The sequence below is a fragment of the Imbroritus primus genome (assembly GCF_964332355.1).
In the GTDB taxonomy this organism is placed as follows: Bacteria; Pseudomonadota; Gammaproteobacteria; order Burkholderiales; family Burkholderiaceae; genus Imbroritus; species Imbroritus primus.
In genome coordinates this window covers 2,388,505-2,407,827 of the sequence record NZ_OZ201293.1, presented here as the reverse complement: position 1 = coordinate 2,407,827, position 19,323 = coordinate 2,388,505, and the positions used below count along the sequence as shown (strand labels likewise).

The window sequence follows — 19,323 nt, the reverse complement described above, 5'->3', positions numbered from 1 at the left end:
CGAGCCCGTCCACAGGCCATCCCGCGGTTATCCCCGTGCCGCGGACGGCACGGGCCGAAACAGCAGCAAAGGCGCAGCCATGGCGGAGCGGTACTCGATGTCCAGCCGATAGCCCGGTAAGGCTTGGCGCGCCACCAGCGCCCGCAGGTCGGCGGCGAAATCGTAGTAGCGGGCCGCGCTGCCGGATTTGCGGTACAGCGACTCGAAATCGAACCACCAGCCCTCCGGCTGCCGCCCCCCGTGCTTGCGCACCAGCCGGTACAGCCAGCGCTCGATGCCCCCCGTGAGCCGGAAATACGCCGGGTCGATGCTCAGCACCAGGGCAGCATCCATCACGCCCGCATAAAACCAGTCCGGCAGGATCAATTCCAGCCCCAAGGGCGTGCCCTTGGCGTCGGCCAGCTCCTTCCACTCGTTGATCCACGAAAACCGATGCAGCCGGCGCCCGGTCGTCTCCCGGATCGACGTGGCCACGGTGGTTGATTGCAGGCGATCCAAGGCCGCCTTGAGGCGCTGGTAGTCGCGCAGCGACGTACCGCGCCCGATGAAACGCAGGATCTCGTAGGGCCGCACCTGCATCAGCCGCGACGGCCGCAAGCCCGCGTCGCGCGCCGCCACGATCTGCGAGGCGGCCCAGATCAGCACGTCGGCATCCCAGATCGTGGCAATGCCGTGCTCGGCTGTCCCCTCCACCCGGATCGTCACGCCGCTGGCCTGGAAGTCGATGGGCGCCGTGCGCCGCGACTTCGCCAGCGAGAAAAACGGAAAGGCCATCAGGTCCTGGCTGTCGCGCGGCGCCATGTCGCCCGGCAAGGCGCGGAACAGGTCGAGCTGTTCGCGCTCCTGTGAGGGCCTGGACATGGCGAAGGCCACCCGCGTACCGCCGATCAGCGCGCACGGCTGTCCGCCGCATGGTGCTCGGCGTACTCGGGATCGGACGTGCTCTCGAAGCTGCGCTCGGCAGCCCAGGCATCCAGGTCGGCCACGGCGTACATGACGCGGCGGCCGAACTTGCGGAACTTGGGGCCGCCACCCAGCACGCGCTGTTTCTCCAGCGTGCGCGGTGACAGGCGCAGATAGTCGGCGGCCTCGTCGTTGGTGAGATAGCGCTGCGGCTGCGCAGCGGATGTGACGTTGGATGCGGGAGCGGCGGCAGGCCGCAAGGGAGCTGGACGCATGACAGAAACCTCCATGGCTTTCAAAGCTCCGGCCACACCACGCAGCCGGATGGAGGCAGTCTCAGAAATCGCAACCGTCTTGCTCAGGGTCGTTTTGCGTCCCCTTCAAAACGACCCTTCTCAAGCGGCGGCAGTTATGCTAGGCGGCGATAGCCTCCGCGCATCAACGCATCGCCGCGCCGCACCAGGCGGCGCACCTTGGAGCGCAGGCCGCCATCGCTGTACCAACCGGCCGCGGCATCCACGCCGAACAAACCTTCGGCGATCTGGTGCAAGGACGCGCCCGCCAGGGTGGCGTCGAGCGCCTGCAGGGTGTGCAACTCCAGCAGCGCCGCAGGCGATGGCCGAGGCCGAGCTGCCACCTGCCCGCCAGACGGCGTCGCGGTCTTGCCGCCGCCACTTCCTCGATGGGCATGGACGACCGCCATACCGTGCTCCAGGCCGGGTGCCAGCGCAAAGCGCTGGCAATGCCCAGGACTGCGCGCGATGAGCGCCAGGCCCTTGCCGTCGTGCTGCAGATGCTTGTGGCCGGGGATGCGCCAGAGGTCGAACGGCGCAGCGTCGGCTGGCGGGTCGGCATCGGGGTAGAGCTGCACCACGGCCGCATGGCCCGGCAACCAAGCCGGATGCGCGTCCCGCGCATCGAGATCTGGGTCTTCCAGCAAGCGCAGCCCCCAACGGTGCGCGGCGGGCTCTGCTGCTGGATGTGAAGCGCGGCGGCGATGACGGCGCAGCCAGTCGAGCCGGTAGTCGGGGTGCCTGCGCAGGTACTCCCAGGCCAGAGCCAGCGCATCCAGCCACAGGATGTAGAGGTAGGCGGCGGTGGGATACCAGTGCGCGTGGTGGTGCGCGTAAAGCTGGGGATCGACCATGGCGAAGGCTCCCGTTCAACAGCAGGAACGCCGCCATGGCGAAACATGCGGAGCTATCGCATCGGGTTCATTTCATCCTCGAAATCGCAGTAGGATGTAAGCATTGGTAATCAGAGGCCCGTCAAGACCGATTGGCTCCGGTGTATTGCGCAATTCGTCCGAATGCGGCGGCCGCGCAGTCCCAAATCGCCACACGGCAGATACCACCGTGCCGCAATCCGCCTGAAGTATCGTGACTGTTTGAGTCACGGAAATATGGGTTGGACGCAAGAATGCCGATTCAGACCGATCCAGTCTGAAGCCAGACGCAAATAGTCTCAATACACCCGGCCTGGCCGTGGCGCGAACCGCTCAATCGACGATGGAGCCGTTCTCCTGGGCCAGCCGCAGATATTCGGACAAGGGCCGCACTGCCTTGAAATACTGATCCCGCATCACAGGCCGCTTGTTCGGCCCAACTATGGAAGCCAGATCACTCAGCTTGATCTCTCCCAGCTCGGGCATGCCGATGCCCACGTCCATCACGCCCCAGGCGGTATCGCCATCGGCGGGATCGAGCGATGCCAGCAGCCAGGTGGCATGCGCGTCCGGCGTGAACAGGCGCACCACGGGCAGCGGGTCGATGGCTAGGCCCGCCGCACGGCTTTGGTCATGGGCCAGCAACTCGGCGCGTTCCTGGTCGGTGGTCAATGGTTCGGTCATGGTTCAATCCCCCGAAACGGCAATGATGCGCCCGCATGTCTCGATCCCCACGGGGCGAACGCAAACCATCGTCAAGCGTGCGGTAAAAGCACGGATGCGCTTTGCATCGAATCCGCCAAAGCGTGAAAGCGCAAAGCCGCTTCTACGGATTTGAAGAAAGCCACGGATGCGGTTCCGTGCCTCTGTGGGAATCCGCAGATACGGATTTCCGTAAAAACTCAAATGCACGAAAAAGTACGTTTGAACGTCTTGAGTTAAAGATAACGTGGTTTTAATTGTGCTGCGAATCGACGCTTCTGTCCATGCAGAAGCGAGTCATCCAGCCTGGCCGGCCAGCCGGCGCCACCACCTTCGATGCCGAACTGGCTCTTGCCTTCGGTGCAACCGTGCGCGGGCTGCGCGTGGAGCGCGGCATTGCGCAGGAATCACTGGCCCATCGTGCCGGCATTGAGCGCTCACACATGGGGAAAATCGAACGCGGCACGCACATGCCCACGCTGGCGATCATCTTCAAGATCGCCGGCGCGCTCGAATGCAGCGTGGCCGAATTGATGGCCAGCATGGAAGCGCTGCTTGCAGCGGGGACATCCCCTGCCTGATGCACCTTCCCGTCCGATCCGGCGCATGCCGGTTCGGGGGCTGCAGGGGCGCCAAGCTCGCGCGGCGGGGATAGCCTGAAGGGCTTTCCCCTGGAGGTAAGCGAAGCGCGCAGCGCCGCAGGCGCGAAGGATTGAACCGCATGGCCGTAACTCGGTATGAGGCCGGGGCGGAGCCCGCAAAGCCTGACGACGCCTCGCGTCGGCACGCCCTGGCTTGAAACTAGACGACAGAAAGTGAAGAGGATGGTTGCTGGATTCGCCGTACTTTTGCAATGTATCAGCAGAGCTTTGCTGGCCTTCCTGGTGGTGTTCATTGCCACGGCCGTGCTAGGACACCGCGTAGGAACAGTGTCCATCGGCATCGCATTGGCGCTTTCCGCCCTCGCTGCTTTCCATACGGTCAGAACCAAACTGCCCGTCTACCGCAACCTGGATTCCCGCCAGTCCAAGCGTTTATTGGCGATCAGCATCGTCAGCGCCACTGGCTGGACCGTGCTGCTTCTGGCCGCGCTCAGGGCATGACCGTCATTGGCATGGGCCTCCCAGCTTGTGCCTCTGGCCGTGCTGCGATTAGCGGCACCGAACCCCGCCACGTGGGCGGGGTGCTTGGCGGCCGTCAGGCTGCCTGGGGCTTGCTGCGCGACCAGATCAGGTCGTGCGTGCCGTCCTCGCCTTCGATCAGGCGGGCGTAGACCGTGGCCGCGAACGAAGGATCGTCAAAGGTCACGGAGATGTACTCCCGCCCGGCCTCGCTGGTCTTCTTCCACGCCGCGCCGATATCGTGACTGGCGGCCTGCAGGCGGAAATCCGGGGCCTTCTCGTTGTCGCCCTTGTCGTTGGGCACCAACTTGACCTTGACGTTGAGCGTCAGGGTGCGAAGCGTGCCGGTGAAGCCGTCTTTGTCTGCGGTGAAGGTGCCGATGTTGGCCATGATGTTTTCTCCTTTCGGTTGAACAAGGTTCGCGCCCATCGCGTCCTTGTTGTGATCCGGCCGGCAGGGGACGGGCTGGCCGCACCGCTTGCGGTCGAAACGCAGTGGAGAGCCGGGAGGCGAAAAGAATTTGCTGCGCGAGGAAGCCGTGCAGCGGCGGGGAAATTGTTTTCGCCGGACGGTTGCAGCCATGAAGCCCGAGGCGCAGCCGCGCCACCGCCAGGATTCACAACGAGACAAGGACGCCTTGGGTCGAACCGCTCCGAAAGGAGATAGGGCCTGCTCGGCATCCCCGCTCGAAGGCTTCTCCGGCTCGCCCGCTGACGCGGGCGAGGTCAACCCCGCAACGACAGGCGAGAACGCCTCCACCACACCTTGCGGCGCCGGTCTTGAGGCGTGGCGTGGAAGCTCCATAGCGATGCCGGGCGGGTTGTCCGTGAACCGTCCTTCGTGACGTGATGGGCAGGAACCGCCAGCGTTGAGGACGGCACGCACCTGCACAACCTGCCGCAGCAAGCGCCAGCGTGTTCGCCAGCGCCCCGTTCATCGCGGCGGGGCGCTGGACGGGCCGATCCGGCGCAGCCGGTTCGGCCACATCGAGGGGCGCCAAGCTGCGCGCGGCGGGGATAGCCCGCAGGGCTTTCCCCTGGAGGCAAGCGAAGCGCGCAGCGCCGCAGGCGCGAAGGCGTGAGCAACTGTCTTGAAAGTCAAGCCTCGCAAGCGCGCAGGCTCCATTCAATTGAAGCGTTTTGCCAATGATTCAATAAATGTTGTATTATCGAATAATGAACGAGACCCAAGCCATTTCCGCCCTCGGCGCCCTGGCCCATACCCAGCGGCTGCGCGTGTTCCGCGCCCTGGTGGTCGCCGGCCCCGAAGGGCTGACACCCAGCGTCCTCGCCGACCAGCTCGACGTGGCCCGCAACTCCCTGTCCTTCCACCTGAAAGAACTGGCCCATGCCGGCCTGGTCACCATCGAGCAGCAGGGCCGCAACCTGATCTACCGCGCCGACTTCACCCAGATGAATGGGCTGCTCGGCTACCTGACCGAGCACTGCTGCCAGGGCGGCGCGTGCGAGGTCACCGAATCCTCCTCTGCCTGTACTTCCTGCTGAAAGGATCACCCCCATGAAGCGCTTTCACGTCCACCTGCACGTCGATGACCTGAACCGCAGCATCGGCTTCTATTCCCAACTGTTCGCCGCGCAGCCCGCGCGCGTCGAAGGCGACTACGCCAAATGGATGCTCGAAGACCCGCCGGTCAACTTCGCCATCTCCACACGTGGCAACAAGCCGGGCATCGACCACCTGGGTATCCAGACCGACGATGCCGAGGAATTGGCGGTGCTGAAGGCCCGCGCCGAGGCGGCCGACATGACGCTGCTGGACGAGGGCACCACGACCTGCTGCTACGCGCGCAGCGAGAAGCACTGGATCACCGATCCGCAGGGCGTGGCCTGGGAGCACTTCCACACGCTGGGCAACATTCCGGTCTTTAACGAAGCGGCGCCTGCAGCGACTTCCGCCGCAGCGTGCTGTACCCCGGTGCGCGGCAAGCCGGTGGGCGTTGCGGTGAAGCCGGCTTCCTCCTGCTGCTGATGTGAGATACCCATGACCACCGACAAGACCTACAACGCCCTGTTCATCTGCACGGGTAACTCGGCCCGCTCCATCCTGGCCGAAGGCATCCTCAATGAATTGGGCCAGGGGCGCTTTCGCGCCTACTCGGCGGGCAGCCACCCCAAGGGCGAAGTCCACCCACTGGCGCTCGCCACGCTGGAGCGGCTGCACATGCCGACCGCCGGCTACCGCAGCAAGAACTGGGACGAGTTCGCGGCGCCCGGTGCGCCGGAGCTGGATTTCATCTTCACGGTCTGCGACAACGCCGCCGGCGAAGTCTGCCCCGTGTGGCCGGGACGCCCGATGTCGGCGCATTGGGGTGTGCCCGATCCCGCAGCCGTCGAGGGCACCGACGAACAGAAGCGCAAGGCGTTCACGGATGCGGCGCTGACCTTGCGCCGGCGCATCGAGCTATTCCTGTCGCTGCCGATGCAGCGCTTGGATGCCATGTCGTTGCAGCACGAGCTGCGCAGCATCGGTACGAAGTGAGGTTGGCGCGATGAGTGTTGGAACCCAAACGGCCGGCCGTGCGCCGGCCACCTCCACCATGAGCGTCTTCGAGCGCTACCTGAGCGTGTGGGTGCTGCTGTGCATCGTCGCCGGTATCGCGCTCGGCCAGTTCGCGCCGGGCGTGTTCCAGGCCATCGGCCGCATGGAAGTGGCTCAGGTCAACCTGCCCGTGGGCCTGCTGATCTGGGTGATGATCATTCCCATGCTGCTCAAGGTGGACTTCGGCGCTCTCGGCCAAGTCAAGCAGCACTGGCGCGGCATCGGCGTGACGCTGTTCATCAACTGGGCCGTCAAGCCCTTCTCGATGGCGCTGCTGGCCTGGATCTTTATCCGCCAGGTCTTCGCGCAGTGGCTGCCCGCCGACCAGCTCGACAGCTATGTCGCGGGCCTGATCCTGCTGGCCGCCGCACCTTGCACAGCCATGGTGTTCGTCTGGAGTCGGCTGACCGGGGGCGATCCGGTGTTCACGCTGTCGCAGGTCGCGCTGAACGACACCATCATGGTGTTCGCCTTCGCGCCCATCGTCGGCCTGCTGCTGGGCCTGTCGTCCATCACGGTGCCGTGGGCCACGCTGCTGGTATCGGTCGGCCTGTACATCGTGATTCCAGTCATCCTGGCCCAGCTCTGGCGCCGCGCGCTGCTGAGCAAGGGCCAAGCCGCCTTCGACCGGGCGCTGGAGCGCATCGGCCCGCTGTCGATCGCGGCGCTGCTGCTCACGCTGGTGCTGCTGTTCGCCTTCCAAGGCGAGGCCATCATCCGCCAGCCGCTGGTGATCGCCATGCTGGCCGTGCCGATCTTGATCCAGGTGTTCTTCAACTCCGGCCTGGCCTATTGGCTCAACCGCAAGGCGGGCGAGCAGCACAGCATCGCTTGTCCTTCGGCGCTGATCGGCGCCAGCAACTTCTTCGAGCTGGCCGTAGCCGCCGCCATCAGCCTGTTCGGCTTCCAGTCCGGCGCCGCGCTGGCCACCGTGGTCGGTGTGCTGATCGAGGTGCCAGTCATGCTGCTGGTCGTTCGGATCGTCAACCAAAGCAAGGGCTGGTAGCCGCGCCAGGTGCTGGGCTTGTTGCGTTTCTTGGAGTAGTCCTCCATGAACTTCTTGCACAGCTCGGCCATCGTGGGTGCCTTGCGCGCCTCGGCCTTGGCGCCGCCGGGATCGCCACCCCGGCGAACCTCGGCCAGCCAGTCCTGCGCCATGACGCGGGCCTGCTCGACGGTCAATTCCCCATACAGTCCCAGCGAGGGCTTGCGGGACTGCCCGGCGTTCGTGCGGTACTGAAGCATGAACACCCGGCGGCCCGCTGGGGTGATCTTGCACAGGAAGCAAGGCACCACGGTATCCCGCAGTTCGACGTCCTTGGCCTGAGGTTGCGCCGTTTCTACGGCGGTTTTGGTGAGCTTGATCTTTGCCACGATGACTCCTCGGAACGACCCGGTTCCAGGAGCCACATAGGAGTGGCGGGAGGGAATGCCGGATCAGGTTTCAGAAAGCACCGGCATATGATGGACGCGCGTAAGTTATTGATAAACCTGCTGTATCGGGCTACAGCGCAGTCCAGCGGAATGTCGGGCTGGAGTCATCGTGAAACAAAAAACCCCGCCGTGGCGAGGTTCTTGTGTTGCAACCCGGAAGATCGACCGGGTGCCGGCGCAGCGAAACCCAAGATTACTTGATCTTGGTTTCCTTGTACTCCACATGCTTACGAACGACGGGATCGAACTTCTTGATCGCCATCTTTTCCGGCATGGTGCGCTTGTTCTTGTCGGTGGTGTAGAAATGACCCGTGCCTGCGGTCGATTCCAGCTTGATTTTGTCGCGTCCGCCTTTGGCCATGGGGAACTCCTAGAATGTGTTGAACCGGATCAGGCCGAGGCGATGCCGTAGCCTTGCTTTTCGAGCGTGCGCAGGCCGGCGGCCGTGATGCGCATCGACACGAAGCAGCCGCGCTCTTCGTTCCACACCTTCTTGTTCTGCAGGTTCGGCAGGAAGCGGCGCTTGGTCTTGTTGTTGGCGTGGGAAACGTTGTTGCCCACCATCGGGCCTTTGCCCGTCACTTTGCAGCGTCGTGCCATTTGAGCACTCCTAAACTCTTGAATTCGTTGACAACGGTAGCGGCAGCCTGGAGTGGAGCACGGGGTTTCCGGCGTCGACACGAGAAAGCTGCGGCGGTTGGACTGCGGTAAAGCGAGGATTATAAACCAGAAATTGTTCCGCTATCAACGGACAAGGGACTTTTTTTGAGGTTCCGGGTGTCCGGCCCGGGGCGTGGGGCCCGTATCCGGCAGGCAACCGTGCTCGGCAAAGGAGTATATCGCATGGGCGCTGATGATGAGGTGATCGAGCACGCGGCTATCGATGAGCGCGAGGCCCCGGGCCAATGTGGCGGTCAGCGCGTCATCCGCGGCGCTCGGTCGCGGATCGCCTCCTGGATGGTTGTGGGCCAGGATCACGCCGGCGGCGTTGTGCGAAAGTGCTGTACGAATAACTTCTCGCGGGTAGACGGCAGCCTGGTCGATTGTGCCCTGGAACAGTTCGACATCGGCGATCAGGCGGTTCTGGGTATCCAGGAACAGGCAGCGGAATACTTCGCGTGTCTGCGCGCCGAGTGTCAGCCGCAGGTAGTCCCCGACCGCGGTCGGGGAGGTCATGACCGGCGTGGCGGTCAGTTCCTCCGCGAGCGCGCGCCGGGCCATTTCCATGACGGCCTGCAACTGTGTGTATTTGGCCACGCCAATGCCGGGCACGGCAGACAGCTCTTCCAGCGTGGCGCGGCACAGGCGGGTCAGCGAGCCAAAATGGACGAGCAGGTGGCGCCCGAGCTCGACGGCATTCATGCCGGTTGTTCCCACGCGCAGGAACAGGGCCAGCAGTTCCGCATCGCCGAGAACGGCGGCGCCGTGCTTGAGCAGGCGTTCACGGGGCCGAAGGTTCTCCGGCCATTCACGAATCGGCATGGGCAGGGACATAGCAGAGGCAAGTGGGTTGGGATGGCCCGAGCGTACGGGTGGAATGGCGGATTGTGATGCGGCACGCAACGCCTATCAGGCGGCATGTCCGGTATCACCCTGGTGCCGGCGGTGACGGGCGGGGCGCTGTCAGGACTGCGCCAGTGGCTTACAATACAAGGCTTGATCCGATTGGTGCAGCATGACTTCGCAAACTTCTGTTTCTCCGGCAGGTGGCGCGCCCACCGTCCAGCCCGATTCCTTCCTGACCCTGCACTACCGCATCGCGCTGGAGGATGGCACGACCGTCGTCAGCACGTTCGAAGACAAGCCCGCCACGCTGCTGCTCGGCCAGGGGCAGCTCGCGCCAACATTGGAGCAGGCCCTGCTCGGCATGTCGGCCGGCCAGCGCATGACTTACCGCCTCAGTCCGGAACATGCTTTCGGGCCGCGTAATCCGGACCTGCTGCAACAGGTGTCGCTCAACCTCCTGCGGGAAAACAGTTCGTTCGAGGAATCGTACGAGCCCGGCGACCTGGTGGAGTTCAATGCGCCCGGCGGCGGCAAGTATGCCGGCGTACTGAAGGAATTAGGTGCCACCTCGGCGCTGTTCGACTTCAACCATCCGCTCGCTGGCCAGACCATCCTGTTCGACGTGCAACTGATTGGCGTAATGTAAGGCTTTGCGATGACCACTTCCGGATCGACCACTCTCCAGACCTCGGCCAACACGGTGACGGCTCCCGATGCCGAAGTCGTGCTGGCCCAGCCGCGCGGCTTCTGCGCCGGCGTTGACCGTGCCATCGAGATCGTCGAGCAGGCGCTGAAACGTTTTGGTGCGCCGATCTACGTGCGCCACGAAATCGTGCATAACGCCTATGTCGTGAACGATCTGCGTCAGAAAGGTGCAGTGTTCGTCCAGGAACTGGACGAAGTGCCGACCGGCGGCACCGTCATCTTCAGTGCCCACGGCGTGTCGCGCGCCGTGCGCGAGGCAGCCGAGGCGCGCGGATTGCGTGTATTCGATGCGACGTGCCCGCTGGTGACCAAGGTGCACGTCGAAGTCTCGAAGATGCGCGCACAGGATTGCGAGATCGTCATGATCGGCCACAAAGGCCACCCCGAAGTCGAGGGCACCATGGGCCAGGCCGACGGCGGGATGCTGCTGGTGGAGTCGGTCGCCGACGTGGCCAGGCTCCAGGTGGCCAATCCCGAGCGCCTTGCCTATGTCACGCAAACGACCCTGTCGGTGGACGAGACGCGCGAGATCGTGGCGGCCCTCAAGGCACGCTTTCCGGCGATCAGCGAGCCGAAAAAGCAGGACATCTGCTACGCCACGCAAAACCGACAGGATGCCGTCAAGTTCATGGCCCCGCAGGTCGATGCGGTCATCGTGGTCGGCAGCCCGAATAGCTCGAATTCCAATCGCCTGCGTGAAGTGGCCGAGCGCCTTGGCGTGCCCGCCTATCTGGCCGACGCGCCGGAACAGATCCGCGATGAATGGATCGCTGGCAAGCGGCGTATCGGCGTGACCGCCGGCGCGTCCGCGCCGGAAGTGCTGGCCCAGTCCATCGTGACCGAGCTGCAGCGGCGTGGCGTGCAACGCGTGCGCGCCCTCGACGGCATCGAAGAAAACATGTCCTTTCCCCTGCCGAAAGGACTGACGGCCAGCAACTGACCGTTTTTCCGCTACGCCCACCCGTGCCCGAGCGGTGGGCAGGCGTGCGGATTATCCGAAGTTTCCCTCTAGATTTCCGACGCTCCGCATGGCGGGGTGCATGGCTTCGCGTTAAGCCTCCGTTCACCGCTCGCATGGCGGCGGGCGGGCCCTGCCATTGCGCCCGAGAGTCAGCTGGCATGAATGTTGAATGCGCCTTGCGGCGCCATGGTGCCTTGCAGGAAATCCCCGTGGAAGGGCATCGGGAGAATCCCTGACAGCCCCGTCGCTGCGTGGATTGAAGTTGTTGCGACGCATATTGCATCTGCAAAAAAAAGGGAATAGATTTTGCGCGTTTCCATTTGAAACAATGTTGGTGTGGGAAGAGGATTTAGAAGTACGTTGGTTTCGTCCAGTGAGTTCTAGGAGATCACTCATGCACATCCCGTTTTCCAAGCTGTTGCCGTTGGCTGCCGCCATGACGCTCGTCGCGGCCTGCGGCAAGAAAGAAGAAGCCCCTGCTGCACCGGCAGCTTCCGAGCCTGCGGCCGCTGCCCCTGCTGCCTCCGGTGGCGAAGTGGTGGTCAAGATCGGCCACGCCGCGCCGCTGACGGGCGGTATCGCCCACCTCGGCAAGGACAATGAGAACGGCGCGCGCCTCGCTGTCGAAGAACTCAACAAGTCGGGTCTCGAGATCGGTGGCAAGAAGGTCAAGCTGGAACTCGTGGGCGAGGATGATGCGGGTGATCCGAAAACGGGTACCGCCGTGGCCCAGAAGCTTGTCGACGCCAAGGTCGTTGCCGTGGTGGGCCACCTGAATTCCGGTGTCTCGATTCCCGCCTCGAAGATCTACAGCGATGCCGGCATTGCCCAGGTATCGCCGTCGTCCACCAATCCTGACTACACCAAACAAGGCTTCAAGACCACCTTCCGCGTCGTGGCGACCGATGCCCAGCAAGGTCCGGCGCTGGCCAACTACGCCAGCAAGAGCCTGCATGCCAAGAACGTGGCGATCGTCGACGATGCCACCGCCTACGGCAAGGGTCTCGCGGACGAATTCGAGAAGACCATCAAGACTTCCGGTGCAAACGTGGTGGCCCGTGAGGCCACCAACGACAAGGCTACGGATTTCAAGGCCATTCTGACCAAGATCAAGGGCAAGAAGCCTGACGTCATCATGTACGGCGGCATGGACGCCACCGGCGGCCCGTTCGCCAAGCAGGCGAAGGAACTGGGCATTACCGCCAAGATCGTCAGCGGTGACGGCATGTGTACCGACAAGGTGGCCGAGCTGGCGGGCGATGCCGTCTCCAACATCGTCTGCTCGGAAGCCGGGCTGGCGCTGTCGAAGATGGAGAACGGCGCGGACTTCCAGAAACGCTATCAGGACCGTTTCAATGCCCCGGTCCAGATCTACGCCCCGTTCACTTACGACGCCGTGATGGTCATCGCCGACGCCATGAAGCGGGCCGGTTCCACCGAGCCGGCCAAAATCCTCGCCGAACTGCCCAAGACCAACTACAAGGGCGTGATCGGCAATATCGCTTTCGACGAGAAGGGCGACATGAAGGAGGGCGTGATTACCCTCTACGACTACAAGGACAAGAAAAAGTCCGTGCTTGACGTCGTCAAGATGTAAACCCGGCCATCAGCCACTGAAAACGGCACCGTCACCCATCGCGGTGCCGTTTTTTCAACCTCGCCAAGCCATGCATTTCCTCATCCCGGAATCGCAGACACCGGCTGGCAGGCCATTATCCGTTCTCCGCTCTTACCCAACCGCATTCAGTTCCAGCCGGTCGGGGCGATACCGCGCCCGCGCCATGGCTTGAACGGCAGGAAGGAGGTCTCATGGATATCTTTATCCAGCAGGTCGTCAATGGCCTGGTGCTCGGCAGCATCTATGCGCTGATCGCCCTTGGCTACACCATGGTCTACGGCATTCTGGGCATCATCAATTTTGCCCATGGCGATATCCTCATGGTCGGGGCAATGACCGCGTTGTCGTCGATCGGCCTGATCCAGGGCATCGCACCCGGATTGCCCAACTGGCTGACGCTCGTGCTCGCCACCTGTATCGCCATGCCGGTCTGCGCGATCGTCAGCTTCACCATCGAAAAGGTCGCCTACCGCCCACTGCGCAATGCGCCACGGCTGGCGCCGCTGATCACAGCGATTGGCGTCTCCATCGTCCTGCAGACCATCGGCATGATGATCTGGTCGCGCAACCCGCTCACCTTCCCGCAACTGCTGCCCACAACCCCCGTGGAGATCGGTTCCACCGGCGCTACCATCACCGGCAAGGAAATGGTGATCCTCGGTATGGCGGTGATCGTCATGAGCGGGCTGACCCTGCTGGTCAACAAGACACGTCTTGGCCGCGCGATGCGGGCCACGGCGGAGAACCAGCGTGTGGCCGGGCTGATGGGCGTGAATCCCAATTTCGTCATCTCCGCCACCTTCATGATCGGCGCCGCGCTGGCCGCCGTGGCCGGCGTGATGATGGCCACCAACTACGGCAACGCGCACTTCTACATGGGCTTTATCCCGGGTCTCAAGGCCTTCACGGCCGCGGTGCTCGGCGGCATCGGCAACCTCGCGGGCGCCATGCTGGGCGGCATGCTGCTGGGCCTCATCGAGGCGCTCGGCGCGGGCTATGTGGGGGACCTGACCGGCGGCGTGTTCGGTTCAAACTACCAGGACGTGTTCGCGTTCATCGTGCTGATCGGCGTGCTGCTGTTCCGTCCCTCCGGCATCATGGGCGAACGCGTGTCCGACCGGGCCTGACAGGAGACCATCATGACCGAATTCTTCTCCAAGAAAACACCGGCGCGGTCGATCGCGGGCCTGATCGTGTTTGCTGCCATCGGCCTCGTGGCCCCGTTCCTCGTCAATGCGCTTGGTGGCAACTACTGGGTACGCGTGCTCGATTTCGCGCTGCTCTACATCATGCTGGCGCTGGGCCTTAACATCGTGGTCGGCTTTGCTGGCCTGCTCGACCTGGGCTATATCGCCTTCTACGGCGTGGGCGCCTACATGATGGCACTACTCGGATCGCCGCACCTCGGCAACCAGTTCGAATGGATCGGGCACCTGTTCCCGTCGGGGCTGCACTTGCCGGTCTGGATCATCATTCCGCTCGGGGCGTTGCTGGCCGGCATATTCGGCATCCTGCTCGGTGCGCCGACGCTCAAGCTGCGCGGTGACTACCTCGCCATCGTCACGCTCGGCTTCGGTGAAATCATCCGCATCTTCCTCAACAATCTCGACCGTCCACTCAACCTGACCAACGGCCCGAAGGGCATCACGGGTGTCGATCCGGTGACCATCTTCGGTTTCAACTTTGCCAAGACACACGAGTTTTTCGGCCTAAAGTTCACGCCGGTCTTCATGTACTACTACCTGTTCATTGCGCTGGTGGTCGTGATCGTCGTCATCACGCTGCGCCTGCAGCATTCGCGTATCGGCCGCGCCTGGGTGGCGATCCGCGAAGACGAGATCGCCGCCAAGGCCATGGGCATCAACACGCGCAACATCAAGCTGCTGGCCTTCGCACTTGGCGCGTCGTTCGGTGGCGTCTCCGGCGCGATGTTCGGTGCATTCCAGGGCTTTGTCTCGCCGGAGTCGTTCGTGCTGTGGGAGTCGATCTACATCCTCGCGATCGTCGTGCTTGGCGGCATGGGGCACGTGCCTGGCGTGATCCTCGGCGGTATCCTGCTGATCGGGTTTCAGGAGTTGCTGCGTGCGTCGGCCGAGCCAGTGCAGCGCATGCTCTTCGACCATGTGATCATCGAGGCCGAGGTTCTGCGCCAGCTGCTGTTCGGCCTGGCGCTCGTGCTGGTCATGCTTTACCGGCCGTCCGGCATCTGGCCGTCGCCGCGCAAGGAAGACCGGCCGGTACAACGACGCGCCGCCCCGGTGCGGACCGTCTGAGGAGACCGGCATGAGTAAACCGATTCTGTTATCTGTCAAAGGGGTCAACAAGCGCTTCGGCGGCCTGCAGGCCTTGTCGGAGGTGGGCATCGAGATCGAGCAAGGCGAGATCTACGGGCTCATCGGGCCGAACGGCGCCGGCAAGACGACCTTCTTCAATGTGCTCACCGGCCTGTACACGCCGGATAGTGGCGAGTTCATGCTGGGTGGCGCGCCCTACAAGCCAACGGCAGTGCATGAAGTGGCGAAGGCCGGCATCGCGCGCACCTTCCAGAACATTCGGCTGTTCGGCGACATGACCGCACACGAGAATGTCATGGTCGGCCGGCATGTACGCACCAAGGCGGGCGTGCTCGGCGCGGTCTTCCGCACCAGGGCGACGCTGCGCGAGGAAGAGGCGATCGAGGACATGGCGCACGACCTGCTCGAGTACGTCGGCATTGGCCAGTACGCCAATTTCACCGCGCGCAATCTCTCGTACGGGCATCAGCGCCGCCTCGAGATCGCCCGCGCCCTCGCCACGGAGCCGAAGCTACTCGCGCTCGACGAGCCGGCCGCCGGCATGAACGCGACCGAAAAAGTCGAACTGCGCGCGCTGCTCGACAAGATACGCAACGACGGCCGTACCATCCTGCTGATCGAGCATGACGTGAAACTGGTGATGGGGCTGTGCAACCGCCTGACGGTGCTCGACTACGGCAAGGTGATCGCCACTGGCTCGCCGCATGACGTCCAGCACAACCCGGCAGTGATCGAGGCCTACCTGGGCACGTCGGCGCATTGATCGGCATGCCTGATCTGTGCGCATCGAATTGCGGGCGCGACCCGGCAAAGGACATGCAATGAGTCAAACCATACTGAAGATCTCGGGCCTGAAGGTCGCGTATGGCGGCATCCAGGCCGTCAAGGGCGTCGACCTCGAGATTCGCGAAGGGGAGCTGGTCACGCTGATCGGCGCCAACGGCGCAGGCAAGACCACCACCATGAAGGCCATCACGGGGCTGCAAGGCTGGGCAGCGGGCGAGGTAGAGTACCTCGGCAAGTCCATCAAGGGCATGCCGAGCTATGAACTCCTCAAGCGCGGGCTGGTGATGGTGCCGGAAGGCCGCGGCGTGTTCGCGCGCATGACCATCACCGAAAATCTCAAGATGGGTGCCTATGTGCGCAACGACGAGGCGGGCATCCAGCGCGACATCGACCGCATGTTCACGATCTTTCCGCGTCTCAAGGAGCGCGCCAACCAGCTGGCCGGCACCATGTCCGGCGGCGAGCAGCAAATGCTGGCGATGGGGCGCGCGTTGATGAGTCAACCCAAACTGTTGCTGCTCGACGAGCCGTCGATGGGGCTGTCGCCAATCATGGTCGACAAGATCTTCGAGGTCGTGCGCGACATTTCCGCGCAGGGCGTGACGGTACTGCTGGTCGAGCAGAACGCGCGGCTCGCGCTGCATGCCGCTGATCGCGGCTATGTCATGGATTCCGGGCTCATCACCATGTCGGGCAATGCCAAGGACATGCTGAACGATCCGAAGGTGCGGGCGGCGTACCTGGGCGAGTGAGGCGTCGCGCGCGGCGCAGCCGGGCAGGATCCATGTTTGCTGGCGCCGGGTTGCAATGCCGCCGATCCGCCGCAAGCACGGCAAGCCCTGCTGTGCGGATTGCCCCACTTGGTTCGGGACGACGCCACCTCAAAGAAAAAGCCACGCTCATTCTGGCGTGGCTTTTTACGAGGCTTCGCAGGCCGGCGTGGCGGGATCATGCCGGCCTATGCTCAGGCATGCTTTTTCAGCAGGCCGCGCAGCATCTCGGTCATCTCGTCGATTTCCTCGAAGCTGATGTTGAGTGCCGGCATGAAACGGAGCAGGGCGGGGCGGGGCGAGTTGAGCAGCAGGCCCTGCGGGTTTAGTTCGCGCGCAGCCTCGACCAGTTGCGGGCCGATGTCGCGGCCGAGCTGCAGGGCGCGCAGCAGGCCCTCACCGCGCTCGCCCTCCAGGCCGAACTCGCTGCACAGCGCCAGCATACGTGTGCGCAGATGTTCGCCGCGCGCCAGCACGCCCGGCAGGAATTCCGGTTCGAGCAGCGTGCTCATCACGGCATGACCGACGGCCGTCATCAGCGGATTGCCGTTGTAGGTGCCGCCCTGGTCGCCCGGCTCGAAGCAGGCCACGGCTTCCGTGCTGAGCAGCGCGGCGAGCGGCACGCCGCCACCAATGCCCTTGCCGAGCGTCATGATGTCCGGCTGGATGCCCGAGAGCTGGTAGGCGAATAGCGAGCCGCAACGGCCACAGCCGGTCTGCACTTCATCGACGATCAGCAGGATGTTCTTTGCCTTGGTCAGCGCGCGCAACTGCTGCATGAACTCGCGCGTGGCGGGAATGACGCCGCCTTCGCCCTGCACCGGCTCCAGCATCACGGCCACGGTTTCGTCCGTGATCAGCGCCTCGACCGACGCAATGTCGTTCAGGATGGCTTTCGGAAAGCCCGGTACCTGCGGGGCGAAGATCGTGTCCCAGCCAGCCTTGCCCGATGCGCTCATGGTCGCCAGCGTGCGGCCGTGGAAGCTGTGGTCGAAGGTGATGATCTGGTAGGCGCCGCTCTTGTTCTTGCGGCCCCACTTGCGTGCCAGCTTGATTGCGCCTTCGTTGGCCTCCGCGCCGCTGTTGGCGAAGAAGACCTTGTCGAAGCAGCTGTTCTGCGTCAGCAGTTCGGCCAGCTTGACCATCGGCTCGTTATAGAACGCCGGGCTCGGGTTGATGATCTTGCGGGCCTGGGCGTTGAGCGCGTCAATCATCACCGGAGCTGAATGGCCGAGGCAGTTCACCGCCCAGCCCTGCAGAAAATCCAGATAGCGCTTGCCGTTCTGGTCCGTCATCCAGGAGCCTTGACCCTCCACAAAGACGAGGTCCGGCCGCGTGGTGATGGTCATCAATGTATGAACGGGGTAGTCGGCAAATGCCATGGTGCACTCCAGTCAGGTTCGGGTTACGGCAGAAGCGGGATGAGCGGACTCAGCAAATTGATCGGCGAACCGATCCGGCAAATAAAAAAGCCACGGAGCTTGCCCCGTGGCTCATCGACCTGCTTGATCTACAACACGCAAGAAACGGTCAGCCGCGCGGCGCCCGGAAGGGCAACGTGGAGCGGCGGCGTCGGATCGTCAGCGTATTCATGGGGGCAAGAATATAGTCGTTTTCCCCAAGTGTCAAAAGTTTTGCGGCGGCCCTGTCAGGCGGGTTGCGTAGAGGCGACATGGAGGTCCGCTTCGGAGGTGAACGCGTCCGCATGGAAGGCGGTCTCGGGCAAGCCGCACTGGGCGTGGAAGTCGCGTCGCGCCGAGTCAACCATGACCGGCGCGCCGCAGGCGTACACCTCGTGGCCCGAGAGGTCGGGGTGATCTGCCATCACGGCCAGGTGGACGAAGCCGGTCCGGCCCGTCCAGGCGTCTTCCGGCAGTGCATCCGAGATGACCGGCACGAACTTGAAGTTCGGCAGCGTGGCCGCCCACTGTTCGCACAGCTCGCGCATATACAGGTCGGCCGGACGGCGGCCGCCCCAGTACAGCGTCATCGGCCGTTCGATCTTCTGGTAGGCGGCATGCTCGACAATTGCCTTGATGGGCGCAAAGCCGGTGCCCGAAGCAAGGAGGATGATCGGCTTGTCGCTGTCCTCGCGCAGGAAGAAGCTACCGAGTGGGCCTTCGAAACGGAGGATATCGCGCTCCTTCATGGCCGGCTGGCCTTCACGCGCGCCGAATACGAAATCGGTAAACGTGCCGCCGGGCATATGGCGGATGTGCAGTTCGATCGGGCCTTCTTCATGCGGTGCCGAGGCGATCGAGTAACTGCGCCGCTTGCCGTCGCGCAGCAGGAATTCCACATACTGCCCGGCGAGGAACTGCATGCGTTCCGTGGCAGGCAACTGCAGGCGGATCACCATCACGTCGGAAGTCAGCTGGGTCAGCGATGCGACACGCACCGGCATCTTGCGTACTGGAATATCGCCCGCACCCTGGACCTCGCGGCATTCGATGATCATGTCGCTGCGCGCGGTGGCGCAGCAGAACAGCGCCTTGCCCTCTGCAGCTTCCTGACGGGACAGCGCGCGCTCGGCATGTTCGCCCTGCACGAAATCACCTTCTGCCACCGCACCCTTGCATGAGCCACAAGCGCCGTTCTTGCAGCCATAGGGCATGCCAATGCCCTGGCGCAGCGCTGCCGCGAGGATCGACTCGTCTGCGTCGACCTGAAATGTATGGCCGCTCGGGCGCACAGTCACTTGAAAAGACATACTACAATCCATCTATGAAAAAACTAACGGTTGCCCGTCTCCGCACGCGCCGTCTTGGCCTGCCTCGCGTGTTGATCGTCGGTTGCGG

23 protein-coding genes and 1 pseudogene are annotated in these 19,323 nt (G+C 63.6%); 13 read left to right on the top strand and 11 right to left on the bottom strand.

Annotated elements, in window-relative coordinates; translation table 11 throughout:
- Positions 1-27 precede the first annotated feature (27 nt).
- The 4 genes from ACQ3C8_RS11040 to ACQ3C8_RS11025 all read right to left on the bottom strand — a co-directional run bounded on the left by ACQ3C8_RS11040 (position 28) and on the right by ACQ3C8_RS11025 (position 2,752).
- Positions 28-861: a replication initiator protein A gene (locus tag ACQ3C8_RS11040; protein WP_428851602.1), complete on the bottom strand. Its 834-nt coding sequence runs from the start codon at positions 859-861 to the stop codon at positions 28-30.
- A gap of 26 nt (positions 862-887) precedes the next feature.
- Positions 888-1,178 (bottom strand): helix-turn-helix transcriptional regulator, encoded by a 291-nt coding sequence (locus tag ACQ3C8_RS11035; RefSeq protein WP_428851601.1) that lies wholly within the window; start codon positions 1,176-1,178, stop codon positions 888-890.
- A 134-nt stretch (positions 1,179-1,312) separates the two neighbouring features.
- Positions 1,313-2,050 carry a DUF2285 domain-containing protein gene (locus ACQ3C8_RS11030; RefSeq protein ID WP_428851600.1) on the bottom strand — a complete coding sequence of 246 codons (738 nt, stop codon included), beginning with the start codon at positions 2,048-2,050 and terminating at the stop codon, positions 1,313-1,315.
- Positions 2,051-2,401: 351 nt separating this feature from the next.
- Positions 2,402-2,752, bottom strand: coding sequence for a DUF2958 domain-containing protein (locus tag ACQ3C8_RS11025; RefSeq protein WP_428851599.1), 351 nt, complete (start codon positions 2,750-2,752; stop codon positions 2,402-2,404).
- A gap of 302 nt (positions 2,753-3,054) precedes the next feature.
- Between ACQ3C8_RS11025 and ACQ3C8_RS11020 the strand changes: the two genes are divergently transcribed.
- Together ACQ3C8_RS11020 and ACQ3C8_RS11015 are read left to right on the top strand one after the other, a co-directional pair.
- Positions 3,055-3,351 carry a helix-turn-helix domain-containing protein gene (locus ACQ3C8_RS11020; protein WP_428851598.1) on the top strand — a complete coding sequence of 99 codons (297 nt, stop codon included), beginning with the start codon at positions 3,055-3,057 and terminating at the stop codon, positions 3,349-3,351.
- A gap of 288 nt (positions 3,352-3,639) precedes the next feature.
- Positions 3,640-3,873, top strand: a complete 234-nt coding sequence (locus ACQ3C8_RS11015; protein ID WP_428851597.1) for a hypothetical protein — start codon at positions 3,640-3,642, stop codon at positions 3,871-3,873.
- A 94-nt stretch (positions 3,874-3,967) separates the two neighbouring features.
- Here ACQ3C8_RS11015 and ACQ3C8_RS11010 read toward each other — a convergent pair whose 3' ends face one another.
- Complete coding sequence (locus tag ACQ3C8_RS11010; protein WP_428853066.1) at positions 3,968-4,282, bottom strand: DUF736 domain-containing protein; 315 nt, start codon at positions 4,280-4,282, stop codon at positions 3,968-3,970.
- A gap of 767 nt (positions 4,283-5,049) precedes the next feature.
- Between ACQ3C8_RS11010 and ACQ3C8_RS11005 the strand changes: the two genes are divergently transcribed.
- The 4 genes from ACQ3C8_RS11005 to arsB are packed head-to-tail and all read left to right on the top strand — an operon-like array spanning position 5,050 to position 7,457.
- Positions 5,050-5,397 carry an ArsR/SmtB family transcription factor gene (locus ACQ3C8_RS11005; protein WP_003107245.1) on the top strand — a complete coding sequence of 116 codons (348 nt, stop codon included), beginning with the start codon at positions 5,050-5,052 and terminating at the stop codon, positions 5,395-5,397.
- A gap of 13 nt (positions 5,398-5,410) precedes the next feature.
- The gene (locus ACQ3C8_RS11000; RefSeq protein ID WP_003107243.1) at positions 5,411-5,881 is read left to right on the top strand and encodes an ArsI/CadI family heavy metal resistance metalloenzyme; all 471 of its coding nucleotides are present in this window, start codon (positions 5,411-5,413) and stop codon (positions 5,879-5,881) included.
- A 12-nt stretch (positions 5,882-5,893) separates the two neighbouring features.
- On the top strand, positions 5,894-6,391 hold the full coding sequence (locus ACQ3C8_RS10995) for an arsenate reductase ArsC (protein ID WP_013721777.1): 498 nt from the start codon (positions 5,894-5,896) through the stop codon (positions 6,389-6,391).
- Positions 6,392-6,401: 10 nt separating this feature from the next.
- Positions 6,402-7,457, top strand: a complete 1,056-nt coding sequence (gene arsB / locus ACQ3C8_RS10990) for an ACR3 family arsenite efflux transporter (RefSeq protein ID WP_428851596.1) — start codon at positions 6,402-6,404, stop codon at positions 7,455-7,457.
- On the opposite strand, the pseudogene ACQ3C8_RS10985 reads toward arsB, so the two are convergent.
- From ACQ3C8_RS10985 to radC, 4 genes and pseudogenes are all read right to left on the bottom strand, one after another.
- A pseudogene (locus ACQ3C8_RS10985) lies at positions 7,442-7,825 on the bottom strand (Arm DNA-binding domain-containing protein); the annotation flags it as partial. The gene arsB and the pseudogene ACQ3C8_RS10985 sit on opposite strands and share 16 nt — an antisense overlap.
- A gap of 253 nt (positions 7,826-8,078) precedes the next feature.
- Entirely contained in the window at positions 8,079-8,246 is a 168-nt protein-coding gene (rpmG, locus tag ACQ3C8_RS10980; protein ID WP_428851595.1) for a 50S ribosomal protein L33, read from the bottom strand.
- A gap of 29 nt (positions 8,247-8,275) precedes the next feature.
- Positions 8,276-8,485, bottom strand: coding sequence for a 50S ribosomal protein L28 (gene rpmB, locus ACQ3C8_RS10975; protein WP_009523250.1), 210 nt, complete (start codon positions 8,483-8,485; stop codon positions 8,276-8,278).
- A gap of 144 nt (positions 8,486-8,629) precedes the next feature.
- Positions 8,630-9,367, bottom strand: a complete 738-nt coding sequence (gene radC / locus ACQ3C8_RS10970; RefSeq protein ID WP_428851594.1) for a RadC family protein — start codon at positions 9,365-9,367, stop codon at positions 8,630-8,632.
- Positions 9,368-9,560: 193 nt separating this feature from the next.
- Here radC and ACQ3C8_RS10965 point away from each other — a divergent pair, with 193 nt between their 5' ends.
- The 7 genes from ACQ3C8_RS10965 to ACQ3C8_RS10935 all read left to right on the top strand — a co-directional run bounded on the left by ACQ3C8_RS10965 (position 9,561) and on the right by ACQ3C8_RS10935 (position 16,507).
- Complete coding sequence (locus ACQ3C8_RS10965; protein ID WP_009523248.1) at positions 9,561-10,037, top strand: FKBP-type peptidyl-prolyl cis-trans isomerase; 477 nt, start codon at positions 9,561-9,563, stop codon at positions 10,035-10,037.
- A gap of 9 nt (positions 10,038-10,046) precedes the next feature.
- The gene (gene ispH / locus ACQ3C8_RS10960; protein WP_428851593.1) at positions 10,047-11,036 is read left to right on the top strand and encodes a 4-hydroxy-3-methylbut-2-enyl diphosphate reductase; all 990 of its coding nucleotides are present in this window, start codon (positions 10,047-10,049) and stop codon (positions 11,034-11,036) included.
- A gap of 415 nt (positions 11,037-11,451) precedes the next feature.
- Positions 11,452-12,654 carry a branched-chain amino acid ABC transporter substrate-binding protein gene (locus tag ACQ3C8_RS10955; protein WP_009523246.1) on the top strand — a complete coding sequence of 401 codons (1,203 nt, stop codon included), beginning with the start codon at positions 11,452-11,454 and terminating at the stop codon, positions 12,652-12,654.
- Between the two features lie 212 nt (positions 12,655-12,866).
- Positions 12,867-13,802 (top strand): branched-chain amino acid ABC transporter permease, encoded by a 936-nt coding sequence (locus ACQ3C8_RS10950; protein ID WP_009523245.1) that lies wholly within the window; start codon positions 12,867-12,869, stop codon positions 13,800-13,802.
- 12 nt (positions 13,803-13,814) lie between these two features.
- Positions 13,815-14,948 (top strand): ABC transporter permease subunit, encoded by a 1,134-nt coding sequence (locus ACQ3C8_RS10945; protein WP_428851592.1) that lies wholly within the window; start codon positions 13,815-13,817, stop codon positions 14,946-14,948.
- A 10-nt stretch (positions 14,949-14,958) separates the two neighbouring features.
- On the top strand, positions 14,959-15,732 hold the full coding sequence (locus ACQ3C8_RS10940; protein ID WP_009523243.1) for an ABC transporter ATP-binding protein: 774 nt from the start codon (positions 14,959-14,961) through the stop codon (positions 15,730-15,732).
- Between the two features lie 58 nt (positions 15,733-15,790).
- Positions 15,791-16,507 (top strand): ABC transporter ATP-binding protein, encoded by a 717-nt coding sequence (locus ACQ3C8_RS10935; RefSeq protein ID WP_009523242.1) that lies wholly within the window; start codon positions 15,791-15,793, stop codon positions 16,505-16,507.
- A 212-nt stretch (positions 16,508-16,719) separates the two neighbouring features.
- On the opposite strand, the gene ACQ3C8_RS10930 is transcribed toward ACQ3C8_RS10935, so the two are convergent.
- Positions 16,720-17,907 (bottom strand): acetylornithine transaminase, encoded by a 1,188-nt coding sequence (locus tag ACQ3C8_RS10930; protein WP_009523241.1) that lies wholly within the window; start codon positions 17,905-17,907, stop codon positions 16,720-16,722.
- Between the two features lie 266 nt (positions 17,908-18,173).
- Entirely contained in the window at positions 18,174-19,235 is a 1,062-nt protein-coding gene (locus ACQ3C8_RS10925) for a CDP-6-deoxy-delta-3,4-glucoseen reductase (RefSeq protein ID WP_428851591.1), read from the bottom strand.
- Positions 19,236-19,323: the final 88 nt, after the last annotated feature.